The sequence below is a fragment of the Limosilactobacillus reuteri subsp. simiae genome (assembly GCF_020784875.1).
Taxonomy (GTDB): domain Bacteria; phylum Bacillota; class Bacilli; order Lactobacillales; family Lactobacillaceae; genus Limosilactobacillus; species Limosilactobacillus reuteri_H.
Genome location: NZ_JAJGUI010000105.1, coordinates 24,415 through 43,802, shown reverse-complemented (window position 1 = coordinate 43,802; position 19,388 = coordinate 24,415). Strand labels below are relative to the sequence as shown.

Here is a 19,388-nt window from a genome sequence, read left to right as displayed (position 1 = left end):
GAGTGAACAGATAATGGGAAAATTAAACGTTCAAACAACCAAACTACAAGACGTCAAAATTATTACTCCCGCCGTCTTTGGTGATCACCGGGGTTTCTTTGAAGAAACTTACTCTGATCGTGACTTTAAGGCAGCTGGGATTGATTTTGATTTCGTTCAGGACAACCAATCACTTTCAACGCAGGCGGGTGTTTTGCGCGGACTACACTTTCAACGGGGAAAAGCAGCCCAAACAAAGTTAATCCGGGTAGTTACCGGCGCTATTCTTGATGTGATCGTTGACTTACGGAAGGGTTCACCAACATACAAGCAATGGGAAGGTTATATCTTATCCGCAAGTAACCACCGTCAACTCCTAGTCCCACGTGGTTTTGCCCATGGCTTCTTGACGCTAACTGATAATGTTAACTTTGTTTACAAGTGCGATAATTATTATGATGCGGAAGCTGATGGGGGAATTTCCTTTAAGACGCCAGAATTAAACATTGACTGGCCAATTGAATTTGATAAGGCCATTACTTCCGAGAAAGATGCCGCTCAACCAACCTTAACTGAATTTGAAAAAGATAACCCATTTGTTTATGGTGAAATTTAAGCGAGGTTATTATGGAAGAATTTAAGAATATTATTGTTACGGGGGGAGCCGGTTTTATCGGTTCTAACTTTGTTCACTACGTTGTTAACCACCACCCGGAAGTTGAACACATTACGGTTTTAGATAAACTGACTTATGCTGGTAATCCGGCTAATCTTGATGGCTTGCCAAAGGATAAAGTTGAACTCGTAGTCGGGGATATTTGTGATAAAGACTTAGTTGATAAGTTGGTAAGCAATGCTGATGCCGTTGTGCATTATGCGGCGGAAAGTCACAATGATAATTCCTTGATTGATCCTACCCCGTTCATCCAAACTAATATTGTTGGGACTTCGGTTTTAATTAATGCTTGTCGCAAGTATGACGTCCGTTACCACCATATTTCAACGGATGAAGTTTATGGCGATTTACCATTGCGGGAAGACTTACCCGATCATGGTGAAGGGGAAGGAGAAAAGTTTACGCCTGAATCACCATACCGGCCATCAAGTCCTTACTCTTCATCAAAGGCTAGCTCTGATTTGTTAGTACGGGCCTGGGTCCGGTCATTTGGTTTACGGGCAACGATTTCCAATTGTTCCAATAATTATGGCCCTTACCAACACATTGAAAAGTTCATTCCTCGTCAGATTACCAATATCTTGAGCGGTATTCGCCCCAAGCTTTATGGATCCGGTAAGAATGTCCGCGACTGGATTCACACTAATGATCATTCGCGGGCGGTTTGGGATATTTTGACCAAGGGTAAGATCGGTGAGACTTACCTCATCGGAGCCGATGGTGAAAAGAACAACAAAGAAGTTCTGGAAATGATCTTAGAGTTAATGGGCCAACCTACAGATGCTTATGACCATGTTAAGGATCGTCCCGGACATGATTTGCGTTATGCCATTGATGCCACGAAGCTCCGGACTGAACTTGGTTGGGAGCCCGAATTCACTGACTTCAAGACCGGCTTACAACACACGATTGATTGGTATACGGAACACCAAGATTGGTGGAAAGATGAAAAAGCCGCAGTTGAAGCAAAATATGCGAAAAACGGTCAATAATTAATATGGTCAGGTGACCAATGGTTACCTGACCTTTTTATAGGGATAAAAAATGAAAACTATTTATAATATTGTATATGCTACTGATGATACATTTGCTCCAGTCTTAGGAACTTCTTTGTTGTCGTTATTGAGAAATAACAAGGAAGCTGAAAAAATAAATTTTTTTATTTTGGATAGTGGTATTAGTAAAGAGAATAAATTTAGAATAGAAAAAATTTGTGATAATTTTGTTAATGCATCCCTGAAATGGATCAAAATAGAATCAATATCTAAAAAAATAGGAATTGATGTAAAAAATGATAGGGGATCTTTTAGTCAATACTCTAGATTATTCATTGGGGACGTCTTGGATAATTCAGTAGAAAGGGTGTTGTATTTAGATTGTGATACATTAATTCTTTCGTCACTGAAAGATCTTTGGAATATCGAGCTTAAAGGAGATATAATTGCAGCATTAAAAGATGCATTTAGCAAGTACTATCGTAAAAATATTAACCTTGTAAATGATGATTTAATGTTTAATTCTGGAGTAATGCTTATTGATTTAAAAGCGTGGAGAGATAATAAAATTAAAGAAAAGGCAATTTCCTTTATAAGACAGCGCCATGGAAAAGTACAACAGGGGGATCAAGGAGTTCTTAATTCAGTGTTAAGCAATAAAACGTTTACCCTTGATCCTAGATATAATCTTGTTTCTATTTTTTATGATTTAGATTATAGAGAAATAAAATTATACCGATCACCAGTTAATTTTTATTCAGAAAGGATAATAGCAAAAGCTAAAGAAAATCCAGTAATATTACATTTTACTAGTAGTTTTTACTCAATTCGGCCATGGTTTAAAAATAGCAATCACCAGTGTAAAAAAATATGGTTGAAGTTTTATCAAGAAACTCCATGGAAAAATCAACCTCTGCAAATAGAAATGAGTAAAAAGAAAAAATTAATTAATATTCTTTTTGAGTATGGATTAAAAGATACCATTTTATTGGGTGCAGGAGTCTTTCAGAAATATGTAAGGCCATTAAAAAATAGATTTAATTAAGGAGATAATCGTGAAGACATTAACAATTTCAGTTGCAGCTTATAATGTAGAAAAAACGTTAGATAAAACATTAGAGTCATTCAATGATGCTCGAGTTTATAATGATTTAGAGGTATTAATTGTTGATGATGGTTCTAAAGACAATACAAAATTGGTAGCTCAAAAATATGAAAAAATTGCTCCACAAACATTTAAATATGTAGAAAAAGAAAATGGGGGACATGGCTCTACAATTAATAAAGGAATTTCATTAGCGACAGGTAAGTATTTTAAAGTTATTGACGGTGATGATTGGGTAGATACAGATGCGTTAATTAAATTTATTGATGAATTAAAGCATTTAGATTCCGATATGGTTTTAACGAATCATGTTGAGGTATATCCAAATCGTACCAATAAAGTTTGCTTAGTTAAAGGAATGGAAGCAAATAAAGAATATACTTGGAATAACGACTTCGATATCAAACGAGTAGTTCTCCACACTTTAACTGTTAAAACAGAGTTATTGAAAAAAAATAATGTTCATATAACTGAAAATTGTTTTTATGTTGATGTTGAATACGTGGTTTGGGCAACCTATGTTTCTCAAACAATTACATATTTAAATCTTTATTTATATATGTACCGATTGGGGAGTAGTGATCAAAGTGTTAATAAAAATAATATGTTGAAGAATGTGGGAATGCAAGAGAAAGTTTCATATCAGTTAGTACGGCTCTATGACAAATTCACAAATAATGGTATGAAATCAAACCAAGACAGTACCATATTTAATACATTTAAGCGATCTATTGGAAGTACAATGAGAACATATCTTTTGTTAAAAACAAAGATAGCTAAAAATAAAATAACTATATTTGACCAGAATATTCATAATATTTCTGAAGCAAGCTATCAACGATTAAATGATGATCGGTTTATTCACTTAATTAGATCAAATAATTATGCATTGCTCCCCTTTACAAAAATTCTATATCGACTTTGGGTGTTAAAATATGGCTATTAATCAAAATAAAGCTGTTATCATGATGACTACTTATAACGGCGCAAAATATGTAGAAGAACAATTAAACAGTCTCGAAAATCAAACTTTTCATAATTGGGATTTGTATATTAGTGATGACGGTTCAAGCGATCAAACGCTTCAAATTTTAGAAAAATATATGGCTCAAGATGATCGTATAAAGAAGATCTTACATCATTCTGATCATCATGGTGCATTTAATAATTTCTATAATGTAATGAGATATGTTAAATCACTTCCTAATGAGAACTACCAATACTTTTTTTATTGTGATCAAGATGATATTTGGATTAATGAAAAAATGGCAATTGAAATCGAACGTTTAGCTGATGAAGCACAACCTTCTCTTTGCTATTCAGATCTTGAATTTATGACTGCTGAAGGTAAAGACACAAAAACAAAGATGTCAGAATCAACTAATATTGATGTCACGGGAAATCCATACAATCTTTTCTTTAGTTATCGCTATATTTGGGGAACTACAATGGCTCACAATCGGCAATTGTGGGAACAAGTCTATGTAGATGAAAATACTGAAAAATATAATATGTCTCATGATAATTATATTGGTAAATACGCTGCCATGACTGGGAAAATTAAATTTATTGATCGTCCTCTTGTTCTATATCGGCGAACTGGAAATAATGTTTCTGGAACACCAGGGAACTACGGTAAACTAGGTATGCTAAAAAGATTATTTACTAAGTTACCACAAATAGTAAATCAACATGCAGCAGTATACTGGGATGACTTGTACTTTATAGAGACACTTAGTAAGCAGAATGCTTTTAGTACAGAGTTACAAGCAGCATTGAATAATGGTGGAATAAAGTCTTTGCGATTTTTAAAAAAATATAGAATTAAAACTTCTAATAGTGTGATCAGCAATGCATCAATTAAAACTATTTTGTTGTTTAGATTGTATAAATATACAAAGACTTTTAAACGGAAAATAATCTAATACTGCTTGAAATGATTATGGAGGAATAAAGTGCTTTTTTATTTTATACAGATATTTATTTTTCTTTGCTATTCGTTCTTCTTTTATTTAATAAGGCCTAATCTTGAAAGAACCTACTATGTTTTGGTAGCCATACATTTTTCAATAATTATGGGGATGAGGTCATATTGGGTTGGAACTGATACTTCACAATATGTTGGGATTTATTTACAACGTCTTACCGATTTTAATCAAGGAGGAGGAGCTGTATATAATTGGATAAGTAACATAATTTGGATTTTGACAAATGGTAACTATCATGTATTTTTAATGGTATTATCCACACTAACTGTTTCTTTATATATTTTATTTGTTTATTTAGTTAAAACTAATTATTATGAAGGATTTCTAAGTATATATATATATATAACCTTCTATTATTATTTTAATGCGTTTAATATTCAGCGCCAAATGTTAGCAGTTTCAATATCTCTGATTGCAACATATTTATGTATTAAAAACAGATGGCTGTGGGGACTGCTGTTGTTTTTAATAGCAGTAGGTATTCATAGTACTGCAATAATTTGTTTTATTAATATAGTTATTTTAAAATTAAAAAAATCAAAAAAGACATTAATAATTGCTGTATTATTTTCAGGTATTTTTATTTTTGCTTCTGGAAGTCTATTAAATAAATTTGCAAGTATTTTTGGCCACTATGAAATGTATCTAAATACCTTCAATTCAAATGCGTTATCCTCTAAGGGGGGAACAATTATTCTTGGATTGTTTATCATGGTATTTGTGGTTATAACGCCTTTATTAAGTCCTGATATTTTAAAAAATAAGATATTTTCAAATATTTTGTTTTTCTCAGGTATTGGTGCAATGATTTATATTGCAGGTTATAAATTACAATTACTTATTCGAATGGCAGATTATTTTGCTATATATTCAACTGTTCTTTTACCATTTTCTGTTGAACAGATTATAACTAAATTTTCTAATCGTAATACAGCTAAAGCTATTCTAACTTCAACTATAATGATAGCTGGTTTTATCCTTTTATATTATAAATTATCAAAGAATATGGGAGACATTATTCCATATTCATTTAATAGTTAACTTGAGGTAAGATATGCAAAAAGAATTAAAGAAAAATTTTATCTTTGCTTTTTTGGCACAAGGAATCTCCCTTATTGTTAGTTGCAGCACTAATTTAGTTTTGCCTAAAGTATTAAGTGTAGTTAACTATAGTTATTGGCAGCTATTTATCTTCTATAGTACATATATTCCATGTTTAGCATTAGGATTAAATGATGGTGTTTATTTAAGATATGGTGGTATTTTACGGTCCAAACTTGATGGGAATGCTGTTAAAAGTCAATTTGGAGTAGGAATAATTTTTCAGACTATTTTAGGAATACTTGTTGGGACAGTTATGATTCTATTTTCTGACTCAGCAAATCGTCAAAAAGTAATTTTCTTAGTAGTTGTTTATTATTTATTCTATACTTGTCATAATTTTTTGGGATATATATTTCAAGCAATTAACGAAACAAATATCTACTCTAAATCAATAATTATTATTCGGATTGTTTTTCTTTTATCACAAATTATCCTGATGTGGTTAGGATATACAGAGGCGTATCCTTATATAGTTTTATATATTGTTTCAATTGCTCTTGCCTTAGGATATTTGTTGATTCGAATTTATCCCGAATTTAGTATATCTCAATTTGATATTAATCTTGGAATTCGTGAGTCTTTAATTAGTATGCGGGTTGGAATTAGTTTGATGATTGCCAATATTTGTTCCTTGCTAATTTTGGGCGTAGGTCGTCAAATTGTTGATATGAAATGGGGATTAGTTGCTTTTGGTAAAGTTTCCTTTTCTCTAACATTAATGAATTTTGCTCTGACATTTATCATGCAAATTGGATTAGTCCTGTTTCCGGCATTAAGAAGACTATCTTCAGATGAACTAAAAGGATATTATGGTAAATTAACCTTAGGATTATTCTATATTTTACCTTTGATGTATATTGCGTATTTACCAGTTCAATATATTCTAGAATTATGGTTACCAGATTATAAAGAAAGTATTAGTTATTTAGCAACAGTATTACCAATTTGTTATTTTGACAGTAAGATGAATTTAATCGGCAATACTTTCTTTAAAGTATTAAACAAACAAGTATTATTACTAAAAATTAATATTATCACTATTGTTATTAGTTCAATTTTTGGATTAATTTCTGCATACATATTTAACAGTATGTATTTTGTGATAGTGGGAATGGTATTGGCAATCATTTTTAGAAGTGTATTAGCTGATACTTTATTAAGCAAGGATATTAAGACTAATGTCAGTGCTTTAGAAGTGGCAGACGTTATCCTTGCTATTATTTTTATGTTTGTGTCAAATAGTTTTGACTGGAGAGTAGCATTAATTATAATATGTGCTTTATATATTCTCAGAATCTTTTTAGTTAAGGCTAAGATATTAAAAATTAAGGAGTTTAATTAATAATGAAAAACTATGATTATTTAGTAGTAGGTACGGGCCTTTTTGGTGCGACGTTTGCCTATGAAGCTGCTAAACGTGGTAAGCGTGTAAAAGTGATTGAAAAACGCAACCACATTGCTGGTAACATCTATACTAAGGAAGTAGACGGTATTCAAGTTCATCAATATGGTGCACATATTTTCCATACGTCTAATAAAGAAGTATGGGATTATGTGAACCAGTTTGCGGAATTTAACCGCTATACGAATAGTCCGGTAGCTAATTATAAAGGCCAAATGTATAACCTCCCATTTAACATGAATACTTTTAGCCAGATGTGGGGTGTACGGACACCGGCAGAAGCAATGGCAAAAATCAATGAGCAACGCCAAGAGATGGCTGGTAAAGAACCACAAAACTTGGAAGAACAAGCCATTTCCTTAATCGGTCGCGATATCTATGAAAAGCTCATTAAAGGTTATACCGAAAAGCAGTGGGGACAAAAGGCAACTGAATTACCAGCCTTTATTATCCGGCGTCTGCCAGTGCGGTTAGTTTACGATAACAACTACTTTAATGACACCTATCAAGGAATTCCGATTGGTGGTTACACCCAGATTGTCGAAAAAATGCTGGATAGTGATTTGATTGATGTTGAAACTGGAGTCGACTTCTTTGATAAGAAAGATGAATACCTTAAAGATTATCCAAAGATTGTCTTTACTGGGATGATTGACCAATTCTTTGACTACCAGTTAGGCGAATTACAGTACCGTAGTTTACGCTTTGAAACTGAGAAAAAGAACATTGGCAATTATCAAGGTAACGCGGTAATTAACTATACTGATGCGGAAACACCATATACCCGGATTATTGAACATAAGCACTTTGAATTTGGTAAGGGTGATAAGGATAAGACGGTGATTACTCGTGAATATCCGGCTGATTGGCATCGTGGTGATGAACCATATTACCCAATTAACAATCAACGAAACAACGACTTGTATAAGCAATATGCAAAATTAGCGAGTGAACAGGCTAATAATGTGATTTTTGGTGGTCGCTTAGGTCAATATCGTTACTACAACATGGATCAAGTATTACATGCAGCATTGACAGCTGTTAAGGAAGAATTTAAATAAAATTTAATCTTTTTATAGAATTATGCATAATTCTTTGTTACAATAGCTAAGCAACATAATTAAACTTCATTGAATTGGTGTCTGTCGAAGGACGCCTTTTTCTTCTTAACACTAATGTTGTAATATGTGTGTCGAACCTGTATTTATTGCAGGTTTTTCTTTTAAACTACTACCAAAATTTTAGAAGATATTTTATACTAATATGGTAGCTAAATAATTGCATTAGGCGATGTCTTTTCTTTTAGATGTCGCCTTTTGTTTAGTAATTGGGAGAGGTAAAAATGGCAAAAATTTTAATCACTGGTGCCAATGGTCAACTTGGTTCAGAATTACGGATCCTATTAGATGAACACGGAATTACATATGACGCCTTTGATTCTAAACAAATGGATATCACTGATCAAGCCGTTGTAAATGAAAAGATTAGTGCGCTTAAACCAGAAGTGATCTATCATTGTGCTGCTTATACCGCCGTTGATAACGCTGAAGATGTTGCCAAAGATCTCAATTGGCAAGTAAACGCCGATGGTACGCGTAATGTTGCCGAGGCCGCTAAAAAAGTTGGCGCTAAGATGGTTTACATCAGTACCGATTATGTCTTTGATGGGACCAATGAAGGCGAGTATGAAGTTGATGCGCCCACTAATCCACGAAACGAATATGGTAAAGCTAAACTTGCTGGTGAAAAAGCCATCCAAGAAACCTTAGCGGATTACTACATCATTCGGACATCCTGGGTCTTTGGTAAATATGGTAAGAATTTTGTATACACAATGCTTCGTCTTGCCAAAGACCATGATCAGCTCACCGTCGTTAATGATCAATTTGGCCGTCCAACGTGGACTAGAACCCTGGCAGAATTTATGACGTACTTAGTTGATCATAATCAGTCATTCGGCACCTACCAGCTATCTAACGAGAATAGTTGTTCCTGGTACGAATTCGCCACCGAGATCTTAAAGGATAAAGATGTTGAAGTCGCTCCCGTTGATTCATCAGCATATCCAGCCAAAGCTTACCGCCCCCGCCATTCAGTTATGAGCTTGAAGAAGGCAGAGAGCACGGGCTTTGAGATTGTGGATTGGCAGACTGCGTTAGGTGAGTTTATGGGGGAGATTGAAGAGTAGAGCGAAAACCGGCTTGGACGCCGGTTTTTTGTGTGGTATAATTTGAACATATGTTTGAGCTTAGTGATTATGTATTGGGGGAGTAAGGATGTATTTGAAGAGCCTATCAATAAAAAATTATCGAAAATTTGAAAGTTATGGAGAATCTGGTGAAGGTCAGATTTTCAAGTTTGCACATAGTAGGTGGCCAAAAAATATTACTAGTGCAAATAACGAAAATATTGAAGAAACGGAAAAATACATTTCACAAAGTACCTCGTTATTAGTCGGAAAGAATAATGCAGGAAAAAGTACTGTTATTAAGTTATTAAATGTATTACAAAGTAAAAGATGTGGCAGTCGAAACGCCTTTAGTTATACCGATTTTAATTTGAACTACTTACATAAATGGTATGATGAATATATTTTAAATCCTTCATTGGATAAGAAAATCTCACCTAAAGATTTACCGTATATGGAATTTGAGCTAAAAATTGGGATAGATGATGGAAATGATAATATCTCAAGTTTTAAAGATGTATTAGTCATTGGCGGCTTAACTGAAATAGAGAATAATAATGTAGACGAGGATATTGCCGAAGTGACGATTATAATTAGATACGAAGTTGCAAATGCAGAAAAATTTATAGCTGAATTAAATATCTTAAAGGAGTCTGAACATAATAAAGGCAATAGTAAAGAAACCTCATATTATAAAGAATTAAACTATCGGAAATTTTTAACTCTTTTTGATGATGATTATTATGTTCTCAATTTTTATCCTCTTGAATCAGATGAACCAGCTGAGCAGTTTTCGCTAGTACCATTGCTTAAAGTTGATGTTGTTGAGGCAAACACTGTTAAAAATGCTGATACTTTATCAAAGGCATATAGTAAAATCGTGCTAACGTATGCAAAAAATAATCATTTAGATGGTATTAATGAAATAGTCGATAGTTTAAGTTCTCAAATCAAAAATATGGTAGATGAAAATGTTAAAGGGATTTTACAAAATGCTGTTTCAGCAATTGAATCATCAAGGAATCTACAGATGAATCTATATCCAGATGTTACTTTAGAAAAGATCTTTACTAATAACATAATTTATGAGTACCAGGAAAATAGTAATAATATTCCAGAATCTCAATATGGAATGGGTTACACTAATTTGATGGTAATTATTGCTAAAATTGTCGATTATCTTGAGCTTTATAAAGAAGATGATATTAATGGCGCCATCAATATACTTTGTATTGAAGAACCTGAATCATTTATGCATCCGCAAATGCAAGAACAATTCATAAAGAATATTGCAAAAGCAATTGCCATGCTTTTGGGAAAAAAGAATGAATTTGACACCTTTCAACTTTTAATTACTACGCACTCTTCGCATATACTAAATAGTAAAATTCAATCTGGAAATACGCTCAATAATATTATTTATTTAGGTTCGCCTAATGGTCAAAATATAATTGTAAATATTATGGATGAAATTTTAATAGATGGAGAAGATAAAAAGTATGAATACATTAAAAAGTATTTACGTTTAGAGGCAATTGATGTCTTTTTCGCTGATGCTATTATTTTAGTAGAAGGGATGTCTGAAGAAACTTATCTGAGATACCTTATTGATAAAGAGGAGCTAAATACATATCATATTAAGGTTTATAGAATAGACGGCGCTTTTGCCCATAAATTTATTAGCCTATTAAAACTCATCAAGGTGAGAACTATTGTATTAACTGATTTAGATATAAGAAGAGAGAAAGATGACAATAACAAACCTATAGAGGACAATATAAAGGATTTAGCGGGGCATTGTGCAAATAGCAATGAATGTTTAACGACAAATGGTGCACTAAAGGCATTTATAAAACAATCTAATAATATTGCTGACGATGATAACAACGCTATAAACGAGGAGATAGTTGATTCTATTGGCGAAAAGGAATATCTAAAAATTAAACTTTCTGAAACTGACATTTCTATTTACTCTCAAGGAAAAATTAATGGTAGTTATGCTACTAGCTTTGAGGAAGCTATTATTTTAACTAATGGTAAAGATTGTAATCTTCAAAGTTCCCTCATAACTTTGTTAGGTGATATCCATCCTCGGGCATACTCTCAAGAAAAATTAGAAAAGGAATCTTTTTTAGAAAATTCATTTAAATACCAGTATGGGATAGCAAGTGCACAAGGAAAAGAAAAATTTTCAACTGACTTAGTCTATTATCCAGTAATAAAAGATGGCTTTGTGATAAAAGAGCCCGAATATATTTCTTTAGCATTGCAAGAGTTACGTGAATCTTTTGAGGAAAAGTAATATGAAAAAAGAAATTACTGAGGCAAATCGAATTGAAGAATTAAAAATTCAAGAACAAATTAATAAGTGTATAGATAATTCCGAGAGTTTTTGCTTTGATGCTGGTGCGGGTGCAGGGAAAACATATGCACTTGTAAAGTCGATTGAGCATATTTTACAAGATCAAGACAAAAGAAGACTATTAAAAGATCGCAGTCAAAAAATTTTATGTATAACATATACTAATGCAGCTAAAGATGAAATTCTTGACCGAATTGGTTATAATTCCGAAATAAAAATCTCTACTATTCATGATTTTTTATGGGACTTTATTTCTATACAACAGATCTTACTAATCCATGAGCATAGAAAAAAGCTGAAGGATGAGCAGATAAAGGCTGAAGAACAAGAAGAGCAGTTTATAGAAAATTATTTGTTAGATAAAAATATTTTTGAGGAAAAAGTGAGCGATAAAGGATTTTTGGATGTCTTTTATAAAAATTATCATGGGAGGGCTGATCCTTTTTGGAAAGCTATTAGAGCGCATGATGATTTCTGGGGGAACTATAAATTTGGCTTTGGAAAATTTAAGGATGCAGTTAAGGCTGTCAATAGGATGGTGAAGTACTCAAAAGCATTAGAAGATAATCCTAGTAAGGTTGAATATCGCCCAACCCAAAATAGGGATAATTTGGCGAAAAATATTATTAGCCATGATACGTTATTAGATTACTGCAAAAAAATTATCGAAGAATATGATATATTACAGCAAATGTTATTAGATAGTTATCCATATATTTTTGTTGATGAGTATCAAGATACTGATATAAAAGTGATTGATATAATTAGCTGTGTTAAGAAGTATGCTGAAGATAAAAATAAGTCTTTTACGGTTGGTTATTTTGGAGATGCTTTGCAGAGTATTTATAGGGATGGAATCGGAACTTTACCAAATATTGATGAATATGAGCTTATTCAAAAGAAATTTAATCGCCGTTCAACAACACAGATTATCTCTGTTATTGAAAAGGTTAGAAATGATGGATTTGGCCAACAATCTATCTATGAAAACAATGAGGGTGAGTCCTGTGAGTTTTATTTAACAAATATAGATTTTGATTTATCTGAATTCTTAAAAAAACACGATCTAACTGAAAATGCTGCATGTTTATTATTAAAGAATAATGATATTGCAGCTAAGAGAGGATTCAGTGAACTTTTAGATGTAATTAGTAAATTTCCGAGATTTAGCGAGCAAAATTATGGCAACATAAACAATGAGTTTTTACAGAAAAATTCATTACATATTGGATGGCTTTTGCGTGAGATACTAGAATTTGTGAAATTTATTGAATGTGTCATTGACGATCGCTCAACCGTAAATCAGGTTATTCATTTTATGCCAGAACTAACCGCTAGTAAAATTACATTCGACAGATTCAGTAAATTAATTAAAAATATTAGGCTCAAGTTAGTGAATATGGAAACAATGACTATTCAAGAGTGCATAGTGCAGTTGTGTCAAATTGACGAGGGCGATAAGGCTATTAGAAATATTTTTTCAATAAATGATGAAAATGATGATGTTATGACTTACATTAAAAATAGGGCATTTGACTATTTATTCTTCTCAGACGAGGGAAATTCTGAGTCATTAGATAAGTTTTTTGGAGTTAAGTTCAAACAATTCGAAAATTGGTATAATTACATATTTGACAAAAGTATGGATACAGGAATAAAATATTATACCTTACACGGGTCTAAGGGCCTGGAATTTGATAATGTTATAGTTGTTTTACAAGATAATTTTGCGAGAAGGGATGATTATTGTAAACAGTTTTTTGAAAATTACAATAATAGTATTCTTAATGAAAAAGGCCAGAAACGATTTAATGAGGTGCGAAATCTTTTGTATGTTGCTTGCTCTAGAGCTAAGAAAAAGTTGTATGTAATATATGAAACTGAGAAATTTAAAGATGATAAATTAGCTGAAAAGATTGGTAAGATATTTCCGAATGTTGAACGTATTGAGACGGAACAGGAGTAGTGTCTGATGATTGAGGCACCTGTACTTTTAATGGAAGCTAATGTAAATGAAATTAGTACCTAATATGTTGGAGGATGCCTTTTAGCTTATCCAACAAGCAAACAGGACAGGAAAACGTAAAGATATTCGCTTGGCGCGTTGTAATTAATCTGTTCTAGCTTATTTAAGCGGTAATCTAACGTCGAACGATGAATTTGAAGATCAAGAGCGGTCTGTTTCTTATTCTCGTGATTTAGAAGAAAAAGTTTCAGTGTTTTAAATAGTTCTGAATTTTCTTTTGCTAGTTTTTGTATTTGGGGACTTAGATAATTATTCAAAGACTGATCTTGGCGGATATGATCAAGAAGATCTAGAGCAATGTAATCATGATATTGATTAAACGAATTTGCTTCTCCAAGTCGTATTGCTTTAACTGCTTGTTGATAGAATTGATTAAACTGGTGCAGATGAGTAAAAGAATTGCTCAGTCCTGCACTGGTTTTATTTCTAATTAAATAAGGGGCCAACTCTTGCATAATCGTTTTGGTGATGACCGGACTGCTATTTTCCACCATATAAACATTGTAATCATCATAGTGGAAACTAATAAACCTCGTTAGGATCGTTCCCAATGGTTGAATATTAGTTGTGGGTGCCTTTATACATAACACACTTAATGGTCGTTTTAGTTGATGAGGGTCAAATTGGAGACGATTTTTAATAGATTGATTAAAGATATTCCATGGTCGTTTAGTTTGCATATTCTTGCTACAGAAGATGCTTCATTTGATTCTTTGTGTGAAAAAGATCCATATTTTAAGCGGTTTATTGAATATCATGATTTAAAACTTTTTATTAGAGAAATAAAAGAAAAAGGTTGACTCACAGATGAGAAAGTGGCAGATTATTTGAAGACTCAGTTTAACTTGTATACATTTCCACTTCAAAAAGTTCAATATTATAGTTATGCTGACTACTTAAAGAGTGTACGGGGTGAGACATAATAATGCTTGAAGTATATCATGGGACAACAAAAGAAATTGCTCAAAAAATCCTAAGAGAGAATTTCAAAATTATTCATAAGGAAGTTACCAATGATTTAGGAAATGGTGTATATACATATTGCCCTGACGAAGAAAATATTTGGGATCCTCAAAATAACGCTAGAAGATACGCTATTCAGTATAAAAATGGAAAGACGCAGGTGCTAGAAGTAACTATAAGCGTATCCTCTGATGTTTACTATATAGATCTTGATGATGAAGAATTTAAACAAAAATGGAATCAAATTAGGGCGTCCCTCGAACAAAGAGCCAATGAAATATGGAAAAAATATCGTAGAGGGAATGCTAAGAAACGTCATAATATTGATGGGATAATATTAGAATTAGCTATTAAAAAAGGGATGTTTGATGAGACTCCAGATTTTATGGTAAAGTGTACATATACAAGCTTTATTCCTAATACCACATCAAACTTTCCAAATGGACGAGAACTCGTCATTAGGAATCTTGATATTATCAAAAAAGTTGCAGAGGTGTAGAAAATGTCAATATTTGGTAATGCTAAAAAGGCTAAATTAAAAGAAGAAGCTCTGGATACAAAGAACTGGATATCAGATGAAGAGATTTATTCTGCTTTTTTTGATGATAAAGATGACAGTAATATTATTGATGAGTTAAATAGTTTGATAATGGCTTCATCGCAAGATCATAATCTAATATCTGTAAATACAAATTCAGCATTCAATGAAACTAAGACAATTGAACAAAAGGTTGCTTAATTATGGATTCACAAAATAACAAAAGTATCATTCAGTTTACAAATCCTGAGTTAGTAGAGTCCATATTTATGGAAAATCCTAACTATAAAGGTAGTTTAGATATTTCTCAAAATATGATGATAAGCACTAACCATAGTGATATTCAAATAGAAAGTAAATTTAATAAAAGCTCCATTGTCTCTCTAACAGTTTCCAATTTTAATCAAATAAATATGAATAGTAATAAACCGTTCTTTATTAGACAGACGATGAAGGCAAAGTTTATTTGGAAAAAAGGATTGAGTACAGAAGAGGAAGAAGATCTTTTAAAGGTAAATGCTGCTTCTCTACTTCTGTCCTATATCAGACCACAAATTCGTAGTATTACCTCACTTTCTAAATTTCGTGAACAGAATATACCGTTTATAGATTTTACAAGTCAGTTATAGAATTACTCTCTATTTAAAATAATATTAGCATTCTTCTTATAAAATATAGATATTATCTCACATCAGATCCATTTATAAATTAAAATCACATTAAAAACACCCTTGACGAATTCGCCCTCGATCGTTATACTAGTCGTAATTTATATGAGAATTTGCTGAGATCGAATGAGTAACTAATTATAGATTTAATAGAGAGCTGTGACTGGTGCAATGCAGTATTTCTAGAGTTAGTGAAGATGGTTCGTGAGCGATTGATCGGTGAATAATTAGCAGATCACGGCGTTGCTACCGTTACCCAAGCTGCAAATTTATTACTATGAATAAGTTTGTTTGAGTGCAGGATTTTAAATTTCCTGAATTTGGGTGGTACCGCGTATTGATCGTCCCTTGAAAAGACTAGTTTCTTTTTGAGGGGCTTTTTTATTTACGAGGAGGGGATAAAGATGACAAAGATTACTGCAGAATTAACTAAACCATTACTAATTGACGGCGCAATGTCAACGGCTTTGGAACAATTAGGTGCTGATACCAATAACTCATTATGGACGGCGAGTGTTTTAGCTAACCAGCCAGCATTAGTTAAAAAAGTTCACCAGGAATATTTTAAGGCGGGGGCCCGATTAGCAATTACTGATACCTACCAGGCAAATGTTCCGGCATTCATAAAGAATGGTTATTCAAAACAAGAGGCCCATTCATTGATCCAGCGGGCAGTCGTCTTGGCTAAAGAAGCGCGTGATGAATATCAGCAGGAAACCGGTATTTATAACTATGTGGCGGGAGCGCTTGGTCCTTATGGCGCTTATCTTGCTAACGGGAGTGAATATACTGGTGATTATCACCTCAGTACAATCGAATATCAACAATTTCATCGACCGCGATTAACTGATATTTTAACGGTTGGCGTTGATGTGATTGCGATTGAAACCCAGCCACGCTTAGATGAAGTTTTGGCAGAATTAGACCTTGTTAAAGAACTGGCTCCCGATATCCTATGCTATGTCAGTTTTTCCTTGAAAGATTCCACGTATTTGCCAGATGGAACACCATTAGCAGTGGCGGCTCGAACCGTTGCGAAGTATCCAAATGTTTTTGCGGTGGGAGTAAATTGTATTCCGTTAGAAGAGGTAACGGCAGCCATTGAGACGGTCCATCAAGTCACTGATAAACCAGTTATTGCTTATCCTAATTCGAGTGCGACTTATGATCCGATGACAAAAACGTGGAGCTATCCTCATGGGCGTCGCGGGTTAGTCGATTACTTACCACAATGGCTCGCGGCTGGACTGACAATTGTTGGGGGATGCTGTACTACTACGCCCCAAGATATTGCCGCCTTGCATGCGTACTTGGAAGGAGGCGCCCATCATGACTAAGAAGACGCATTTAGCCCGTGAAATGAGTGCGCGTCATATCCAAATGATTGCGCTTGGCGGAGTAATCGGGACCGGCCTATTTCTGAGTTCTGGTTACACGATTCATCAGGCTGGACCGTTGGGAACCGTTATTGCTTATTTGATTGGCGCGTTAATCGTCTATGCCGTCATGCTATGTTTAGGTGAGCTGAGTGTTGCGATGCCGTATACGGGGGCTTTTCATGTTTACGCCAAAAATCTGATCGGACCTGCTACTGGATTTACCGTTGCGATCCTTTATTGGTTGACTTGGACGATTGCGATGGGCTCCGAATTTACCGCGGCTGGCCTAATTATGAAGCGCTGGTTTCCTCAGATTCCGGTTTGGTGGTGGAGCTTGTTATTTATCATCATTATCCTCTTATCTAACATTTTTACTGTCAAAGCATTTGCGGAAAGCGAATTTTGGTTTGCGGTGATTAAAGTGGTTGCGATCTGCGCGTTTATTTTGTTGGGGGCTTTAGCAGTAATTGGCCTTATTCCGATTCAAGGTTATCATCATGCGCCTTTGCTAAATAATTTTACTAAGGACGGCCTATTTCCAGGTGGTTTTAGCGGATTATTTATGACGATGTTAACGGTTAATTTTGCTTTCTCTGGGACTGAATTAATCGCCATCACCGCGGGGGAAACTAAGCATCCTGAAAAGACCCTCCCTAAGGCGATCCATACTACTTTATGGCGGTTAGTGATCTTTTTTGTCGGGAGCATGATCGTTATGGCCTCTTTGATTCCTTATCAAAAGGCGGGGGTAACGCAAAGCCCATTTGTCTACGTTTTTAGCCAACTTGGTATTCCATATGCTGCTGATTTAATGAATTTTGTCGTTCTCACTGCGATTATCTCTGCCGCTAATTCTGGCCTATACGCATCAACCCGGATGTTATGGTCATTAGCTAATGAAGGAACGATTCCAGCTGTCATCGCCAAAACCAATAAACGCGGGATTCCGGTTTTCGCATTGCTCTTAAGTATGCTTGGCGGGGTGTTAGCTTTGCTTTCCAGTATCTATGCGGCTGGAACGGTCTATTTAGTCTTGGTTTCTGTTTCTGGATTGGCGGTTGTCTTTGTATGGATTGCGATTTCCTTATGTGAGCTTATTTTTCGTCGGCGCTTTTTAGCAGCTGGTCACCAGTTAAGTGAGTTAAAGTATCGCACGCCATGGTATCCGGTTGTTCCATGGTTTGCATTTATTGCTAGCAGCCTTTCTTGCATCTTAATTTGGTTTGATCCACAACAACGAATTGCCTTGTATTGTACGATTCCGTTTGTAATTGTTTGCTATGCTGCTTATTATTTACAGACCTTGTGGCGCAAGTATACTACGAAGAAAAAGGTTTCAACAGTTGTTAAATAGATGTAAAAAAGCTGTAATTAAAAAAATCATAACGTGTAGTAAAATGTACGGGGATAATTTTTAGTTAGGAGATATAAAATGCATTCACTATTTTTACTACAGTTGATTCAGGCAGTCTTAGTAGCAATCCAATTAGTAATGATCTTCTCAGCTAATAGAATTAAGCGAGAATGGTTAACTGTTAGCCAGCTTTGTATCGCGGTCGTAATTTTAGCCGACTTATTTTCAGAATTAATCTTCTTTAGTTATACAAGTGTCCTTACTGGCTGTGTATTATTCCTCCAGCTATTCTTACTCCCAATGTTTTGGAAACAGCTAAAGGCATTTGAAGAATAATATAAATAGGTATAAATGAAAACGCACTTCTTGTGAAAGAGGTGCGTTTTTGTATATGCAGTAAAAAGTATAAAATTTTTGCTATAAAATTTCAAAAAAAACTGAATTTTCATCCATTTTCAGCAATTACTAAAAATTAAAGTAACCTTATCGGTATTCGGCTCTATATCTACAAAATAAATTAACCGGCATTTCTTTTGTAGAAAAAATGAGTAATAATAATCTATTACAAATTGCTGATTTTATTCCACGGCCTTTGTTGTTACATTATGTAAAGATAGGGCAAAAAAAGAGTGATCCCAGTATTTATCAAAAAATTAGACGA

The 19,388-nt window shown here is 33.8% G+C and carries 18 protein-coding genes and 1 other annotated feature; of the genes, 17 read left to right on the top strand and 1 reads right to left on the bottom strand.

What is annotated here, in order from left to right; translation table 11 throughout:
• Positions 1 to 13: 13 nt before the first annotated feature.
• The 11 genes from rfbC to LMC10_RS06125 all read left to right on the top strand — a co-directional run bounded on the left by rfbC (position 14) and on the right by LMC10_RS06125 (position 13,765).
• Positions 14 to 595: a dTDP-4-dehydrorhamnose 3,5-epimerase gene (gene rfbC, locus LMC10_RS06175; RefSeq protein WP_229269230.1), complete on the top strand. Its 582-nt coding sequence runs from the start codon at positions 14 to 16 to the stop codon at positions 593 to 595.
• Between the two features lie 11 nt (positions 596 to 606).
• On the top strand, positions 607 to 1,647 hold the full coding sequence (gene rfbB / locus LMC10_RS06170; protein WP_229269229.1) for a dTDP-glucose 4,6-dehydratase: 1,041 nt from the start codon (positions 607 to 609) through the stop codon (positions 1,645 to 1,647).
• 52 nt (positions 1,648 to 1,699) lie between these two features.
• Positions 1,700 to 2,695 carry a glycosyltransferase family 8 protein gene (locus LMC10_RS06165; protein ID WP_229269228.1) on the top strand — a complete coding sequence of 332 codons (996 nt, stop codon included), beginning with the start codon at positions 1,700 to 1,702 and terminating at the stop codon, positions 2,693 to 2,695.
• 10 nt (positions 2,696 to 2,705) lie between these two features.
• A complete protein-coding gene (locus LMC10_RS06160) occupies positions 2,706 to 3,701 on the top strand; it encodes a glycosyltransferase family 2 protein (RefSeq protein ID WP_229269227.1) in 996 nt (331 codons plus the stop codon).
• Entirely contained in the window at positions 3,691 to 4,680 is a 990-nt protein-coding gene (locus LMC10_RS06155) for a glycosyltransferase (protein ID WP_229269226.1), read from the top strand. The genes LMC10_RS06160 and LMC10_RS06155 overlap by 11 nt, the downstream gene beginning before the upstream one ends.
• 30 nt (positions 4,681 to 4,710) lie before the next feature.
• Positions 4,711 to 5,784, top strand: a complete 1,074-nt coding sequence (locus LMC10_RS06150) for an EpsG family protein (protein WP_324294036.1) — start codon at positions 4,711 to 4,713, stop codon at positions 5,782 to 5,784.
• A gap of 13 nt (positions 5,785 to 5,797) precedes the next feature.
• Positions 5,798 to 7,189 (top strand): MATE family efflux transporter, encoded by a 1,392-nt coding sequence (locus tag LMC10_RS06145; RefSeq protein ID WP_229269224.1) that lies wholly within the window; start codon positions 5,798 to 5,800, stop codon positions 7,187 to 7,189.
• Positions 7,190 to 7,191: 2 nt separating this feature from the next.
• Positions 7,192 to 8,310 (top strand): UDP-galactopyranose mutase, encoded by a 1,119-nt coding sequence (gene glf / locus LMC10_RS06140; RefSeq protein ID WP_229269223.1) that lies wholly within the window; start codon positions 7,192 to 7,194, stop codon positions 8,308 to 8,310.
• A 281-nt stretch (positions 8,311 to 8,591) separates the two neighbouring features.
• Positions 8,592 to 9,437, top strand: coding sequence for a dTDP-4-dehydrorhamnose reductase (gene rfbD / locus LMC10_RS06135; RefSeq protein ID WP_229269222.1), 846 nt, complete (start codon positions 8,592 to 8,594; stop codon positions 9,435 to 9,437).
• Between the two features lie 88 nt (positions 9,438 to 9,525).
• Positions 9,526 to 11,739 (top strand): AAA family ATPase, encoded by a 2,214-nt coding sequence (locus LMC10_RS06130; protein WP_229269221.1) that lies wholly within the window; start codon positions 9,526 to 9,528, stop codon positions 11,737 to 11,739.
• Between the two features lies 1 nt (position 11,740).
• Complete coding sequence (locus LMC10_RS06125; RefSeq protein WP_229269220.1) at positions 11,741 to 13,765, top strand: UvrD-helicase domain-containing protein; 2,025 nt, start codon at positions 11,741 to 11,743, stop codon at positions 13,763 to 13,765.
• Between the two features lie 86 nt (positions 13,766 to 13,851).
• Here LMC10_RS06125 and LMC10_RS06120 read toward each other — a convergent pair whose 3' ends face one another.
• Positions 13,852 to 14,505 (bottom strand): helix-turn-helix domain-containing protein, encoded by a 654-nt coding sequence (locus LMC10_RS06120; protein ID WP_229269219.1) that lies wholly within the window; start codon positions 14,503 to 14,505, stop codon positions 13,852 to 13,854.
• A 245-nt stretch (positions 14,506 to 14,750) separates the two neighbouring features.
• Here LMC10_RS06120 and LMC10_RS06115 point away from each other — a divergent pair, with 245 nt between their 5' ends.
• From LMC10_RS06115 to LMC10_RS06090, 6 genes are all read left to right on the top strand, one after another.
• On the top strand, positions 14,751 to 15,287 hold the full coding sequence (locus LMC10_RS06115; RefSeq protein WP_035156488.1) for a hypothetical protein: 537 nt from the start codon (positions 14,751 to 14,753) through the stop codon (positions 15,285 to 15,287).
• 3 nt (positions 15,288 to 15,290) lie between these two features.
• Complete coding sequence (locus LMC10_RS06110) at positions 15,291 to 15,527, top strand: hypothetical protein (protein ID WP_035156485.1); 237 nt, start codon at positions 15,291 to 15,293, stop codon at positions 15,525 to 15,527.
• Positions 15,528 to 15,529: 2 nt separating this feature from the next.
• The gene (locus tag LMC10_RS06105; protein WP_003667058.1) at positions 15,530 to 15,955 is read left to right on the top strand and encodes a protein-export chaperone SecB; all 426 of its coding nucleotides are present in this window, start codon (positions 15,530 to 15,532) and stop codon (positions 15,953 to 15,955) included.
• Between the two features lie 148 nt (positions 15,956 to 16,103).
• Positions 16,104 to 16,346: a binding site (T-box leader), on the top strand.
• Between the two features lie 52 nt (positions 16,347 to 16,398).
• On the top strand, positions 16,399 to 17,331 hold the full coding sequence (mmuM, locus tag LMC10_RS06100) for a homocysteine S-methyltransferase (protein ID WP_229269218.1): 933 nt from the start codon (positions 16,399 to 16,401) through the stop codon (positions 17,329 to 17,331).
• A complete protein-coding gene (locus LMC10_RS06095) occupies positions 17,324 to 18,727 on the top strand; it encodes an amino acid permease (RefSeq protein ID WP_229269217.1) in 1,404 nt (467 codons plus the stop codon). The genes mmuM and LMC10_RS06095 overlap by 8 nt, the downstream gene beginning before the upstream one ends.
• A gap of 78 nt (positions 18,728 to 18,805) precedes the next feature.
• Positions 18,806 to 19,063, top strand: a complete 258-nt coding sequence (locus LMC10_RS06090) for a hypothetical protein (protein ID WP_109913531.1) — start codon at positions 18,806 to 18,808, stop codon at positions 19,061 to 19,063.
• Positions 19,064 to 19,388: the final 325 nt, after the last annotated feature.